This is a genomic window from Mesorhizobium sp. M0830 (assembly GCF_040319965.1).
In the GTDB taxonomy this organism is placed as follows: domain Bacteria; phylum Pseudomonadota; class Alphaproteobacteria; order Rhizobiales; family Rhizobiaceae; genus Mesorhizobium.
The window spans coordinates 55,001-59,453 of the sequence record NZ_JAMYOR010000038.1 but is presented as its reverse complement, the minus strand read 5'-3'; the positions used below and the strand labels follow the sequence as shown (position 1 = coordinate 59,453).

The 4,453-nt window shown below is 61.5% G+C and carries 2 protein-coding genes, 1 tRNA gene, 2 rRNA genes and 1 pseudogene (1 of these 6 only partly in view); all 6 read right to left on the bottom strand.

Annotated elements, in window-relative coordinates:
• Nucleotides 1-98: 98 nt before the first annotated feature.
• A pseudogene (gene tnpC / locus NKI20_RS21485) lies at nucleotides 99-1,630 on the bottom strand (IS66 family transposase).
• 69 nt (nucleotides 1,631-1,699) lie between these two features.
• Entirely contained in the window at nucleotides 1,700-2,056 is a 357-nt protein-coding gene (tnpB, locus tag NKI20_RS21480; RefSeq protein WP_023709031.1) for an IS66 family insertion sequence element accessory protein TnpB, read from the bottom strand.
• Nucleotides 2,053-2,487, bottom strand: coding sequence for an IS66-like element accessory protein TnpA (tnpA, locus tag NKI20_RS21475; RefSeq protein ID WP_352833973.1), 435 nt, complete (start codon nucleotides 2,485-2,487; stop codon nucleotides 2,053-2,055). The genes tnpB and tnpA overlap by 4 nt, the downstream gene beginning before the upstream one ends.
• Nucleotides 2,488-2,738: 251 nt before the next feature.
• Nucleotides 2,739-2,815 (bottom strand) — tRNA-Met (locus tag NKI20_RS21470).
• 146 nt (nucleotides 2,816-2,961) lie between these two features.
• A 5S ribosomal RNA gene (gene rrf, locus NKI20_RS21465) occupies nucleotides 2,962-3,076 on the bottom strand.
• Between the two features lie 278 nt (nucleotides 3,077-3,354).
• Nucleotides 3,355-4,453, bottom strand: a 23S ribosomal RNA gene (locus NKI20_RS21460); it runs 1,723 nt beyond the window's last position.

Below are 4,453 nucleotides of genomic sequence, written 5' to 3'. Positions count from 1 at the left end.
ACCGTCGTCTCTGAGCTCCACCCCCGACCCTGTGCAGTTCCAGCCAATCCGACTGCTTTGCACACTCGCGCCAAGCAGTTGTTCCGTAAGCGCTGTTCTCAGGCCACGGCCTTGAGCTCAGGCGCCCGGATGTAGGCCCAGGGCAGCAGGTCGTCGATCTGGCTGTTCGGATGGCTGTTGACGATCCTGGTGAGGACGTTGGCGAGATAGCCGAGCGGCTCGACACCGTTGAGTTTGCAGGTTTCGATGAGCGATGCGATGACTGCCCAGTGTTCGGCACCGCCGTCCGAGCCCGCGAAGAGCGCGTTCTTGCGGTTGAGCGCAATCGGACGGATGGAGCGCTCGACCACGTTGCTGTCGATCTCGATGCGGCCGTCGTCAAGGAAGCGTGTCAGGCCTTGCCAGCGCGAGAGCGTGTAGCGGATCGCCTCGGCGAGCTTTGTCTTCTGGCTGATCAGGCCGAGCTTCTCGCGCAGCCAGGGTTCAAGATCGGCGACAATGGCACGGCTATTTTCCTGACGCATCGCACGGCGTTCATCGGCCGATCGGCCGCGGATATCGTCCTCTATTCTGTAGAGCTCGGCGATCCGTCTCAGCGCCTCGCTGGCAATCGGTGCGGGGCCAGCGGCGGCCAATTCATAGAACCGCCGGCGAACGTGCGCCCAGCAGAAGGCGAGCGTGACGTCGCTCTTGTCGGCCAGCACACGATAGCCGCCATAGCCATCGACCTGCAGGATTCCAGTGAAGCCTGCGAGATGAGCGATCGGACGCTCGGCCTCCGGTCGGGCGCATAGACATAGGCGACGCCCGGCGGGTCGCCGCCATGCCATGGTCGGTCATCGCGGGCATAGGCCCAGAGCTGGCCGGTCTTCGTCTTGCCGCGGCCGGGATCGAGCACCGGCGCCGTGGTTTCGTCGGCGAAGAGCTTCGGCGAAGCCTTCAGCTTGCCAAGCAGCCGCTCATGCACTGGACGCAGATGCCAGGCGGCGCGGCCGACCCAGTCGGCGAGCGTGGAGCGATCGAGATTGATGCCCTGCCGGGCATAGATCTGGGCCTGACGATAGAGCGGCAGATGATCGGCATATTTGGAGACCAGCACCTGGGCGACCGTCGCTTCGGTCGGGAGACCACCCTCGATCAGCCGGGCCGGCGCGGGAGCCTGAACCACCACGTCGTCGCAGGCGCGGCAGGCATATTTTGGTCGCCGCACGACGATCACACGCAGCTGCGCCGGCACGATGTCGAGCCGCTCGCTCACATCCTCGCCGATGCGATGCAGGCCATTGCGGCAGCACGGACAGGCATGGTCCTCAATGTCGACGACCATCTCCGTGCGCGGCAGATGGGGTGGCAGCGCGCCGCGGTTCGCCCGGCGCTTGGCGGCCTTTGCTTGGCGCTCGGCGGGAGCAGATTGCTCCTGCTCTTCGTCACCCGCGGCCTCGATCTGTTCGGCCTCTTCGAGCCCCAGCAGCAACTGATCCTCGGGGAGCGTCTCAGCACGACGGCCGAAGCGGTGGCGTTGTAATTCCTTGATGATCTGGATCAGCCGGGCGTTCTCGACGTCGCGCGCCAGGACCATCGCCTTCAGCGCGTCCGGATCGTCGGGAAGCTGGTCAGCCGTCATCGCCATGACCGGATCAGACCATATTCGCCGACAGGCCGCGACAGCGGAATCCGGGCTGATTCACTTCGTCGCGGGTCAGCCGGCCTGGGCTGGAACGCGGGTCCGGCGCGCCTCGTGGACACGCCGCCAGTCGAGACCTTCGAGTAGCGCCGAGAGCTGCGCGGCCGTCAGCCGCATCATGCCGTCATGCACTTTCGGCCAGCGGAACTCCCCATCCTCCAAACGCTTGGCATAGAGGCAGACCCCGGTGCCATCCCAGAAGATCAGCTTGATCCGGTCAGTCCGCTTCGCCCGGAAGACGTAGACGGCCCCGCTGAACGGATCGGCCCCCATCGTCTCTCGCACCAGCGCCGCCAGCCCCTCCGCGCCCTTGCGGAAGTCGACCGGCTTCGTCGCCACCATGACCTTGACCGCACCCGTCGGCCCGATCACGACGTCGCCTTCAGCGCGCGGATCACTGCGGCCACCGTCTTGGAATCGGCGCCCCGGCCGACCCGCATCACAATGCCGTCGATCTCAAGCTCGATCACTCCGGCGTCTCGAGCGGCTTGCCGTTTCTGCTGCTTCGGTGAACGGCTGGCTACAGGCCCCGCCGCCGCCACAACCGCCGGCACGAAGGCAGGAGAATCTTGCTGCACCGAAGCGGCCTGTTTGCGCGCTTCGCGGCGCCAGGCGAAGACCTGCTGCGGCCTGAGGCCATACCGGCGGGCGACCTCGGAAACGACTGCGTTCGGCTCCAGCGTCTCCGCGATGATCCGCGCCTTGTCATCCACCGACCAATGACGCCGACCGCCGGCACCGTTGATCACCTCGAAACGCCGAGGCTGCCGATCCGGGTCAAGCGTAAGGTCAAGTCCAGACACAAGCCGATCTCCGATCCCAATACAGGATCGGCAACCTCACAGATCGCGACCACTCCCGAAAGGTGGTCCCACAACAGCGCTTACGTTGTTCCCTCTCGCCTTCAGCCTTGACAGGGAACATGAGAGCTAGCGGGCCTCCTGCAGGATATTCAGGGGAGCACGTCAACGGGCTTTGATGTCGAGGTGCCTGGCCTTGCACGGCTTCAAAATGCGAACGGCCCGCGTTGAGCGGGCCGTTTGCGTTTGAAGTGTGGTTGCGGGGACAGGATTTGAACCTGTGACCTTCAGGTTATGAGCCTGACGAGCTACCGGGCTGCTCCACCCCGCGTCGAGGTTTGGAAGTATGCGCAGGCCTACGAACAGGATGGCCTACAGATAGGTATTTGGCTCACCAAATGAAAGGGCCGCTTTCGCGGCCCGGGTTCCCGTTGGCGGGCCTTATCATAAAGAGAAGATTCAACGTGCGTTTAGCAGACCTGGCAGCGACCTACTCTCCCGCGTCTTGAGACGAAGTACCATCAGCGCTGGAGCGTTTCACGGCCGAGTTCGGAATGGGATCGGGTGCAGCCGCTCCGCCATAACCACCAGGTCGGCAAAACGCACGTTGTTCGAGAAGCTGTTTCTAGCGAATAGCCAATAGTGAGTAGCGAATAGGGATCCTATTTGCTGCTTTCTCTGAGCTGTTCGCTGGTCTTTTTTGTGCCTTTACAGTTCTTCTGGTCCTGACGCCTTTCGAAGCGAAGCTTCGCAAGGTCGACCGACCGTCGGCGCTGATGCGCCGCACCCACGTAGCGCCGCCCGCAGGGCGGAACGAGCGTGAGTGAGAACAGACCATCTGACTTTGTCAGATGGGCATAAGGAATGAGAACGATCAAGCCGATCGAACTATTAGTACCGGTAAGCTTCAAGCGTTGCCGCTCTTCCACACCCGGCCTATCAACGTGGTCGTCTTCCACGGTTCTCAGGGAATACTCGTTTTAAGGTGGGTTTCCCGCTTAGATGCCTTCAGCGGTTATCCCGTCCGGATATAGCTACCCTGCTATGCGGCTGGCGCCACAACAGGTCCACCAGAGATCCGTCCATCCCGGTCCTCTCGTACTAGGGACAGATCCTTTCAATATTCCTACACCCACGGCAGATAGGGACCGAACTGTCTCACGACGTTCTGAACCCAACTCACGTACCGCTTTAAATGGCGAACAGCCATACCCTTGGGACCTGCTCCAGCCCCAGGATGCGATGAGTCGACATCGAGGTGCCAAACAACCCCGTCGATATGGACTCTTGGGGGTCATCAGCCTGTTATCCCCGGCGTACCTTTTATCCGTTGAGCGATGGCCCTTCCACGCGGGACCACCGGATCACTATGACCGACTTTCGTCTCTGCTCGACTTGTCAGTCTCGCAGTCAGGCAGGCTTATGCCATTGCACTCAGCGAACGATTTCCGACCGTTCTGAGCCCACCATCGCGCGCCTCCGTTACTCTTTAGGAGGCGACCGCCCCAGTCAAACTACCCACCATACATTGTCCCGGACCCGGATAACGGGCCGCGGTTAGACATCCATAGTAATAAGGGTGGTATTTCAAGGGTGGCTCCACCTGAGCTGGCGCCCAGGCTTCAAAGCCTACCACCTATCCTACACATGCCACTACGAATGCCAATGTAAAGCTATAGTAAAGGTGCACGGGGTCTTTCCGTCTAACCGCAGGAACCCCGCATCTTCACGGGGAATTCAATTTCACTGAGTCTATGCTGGAGACAGCGGGGAAGTCGTTACGCCATTCGTGCAGGTCGGAACTTACCCGACAAGGAATTTCGCTACCTTAGGACCGTTATAGTTACGGCCGCCGTTTACTGGGGCTTCGATTCAGAGCTTGCACCCCTCCTCTTAACCTTCCAGCACCGGGCAGGCGTCAGACCCTATACGTCGTCTTGCGACTTCGCAGAGCCCTGTGTTTTTGATA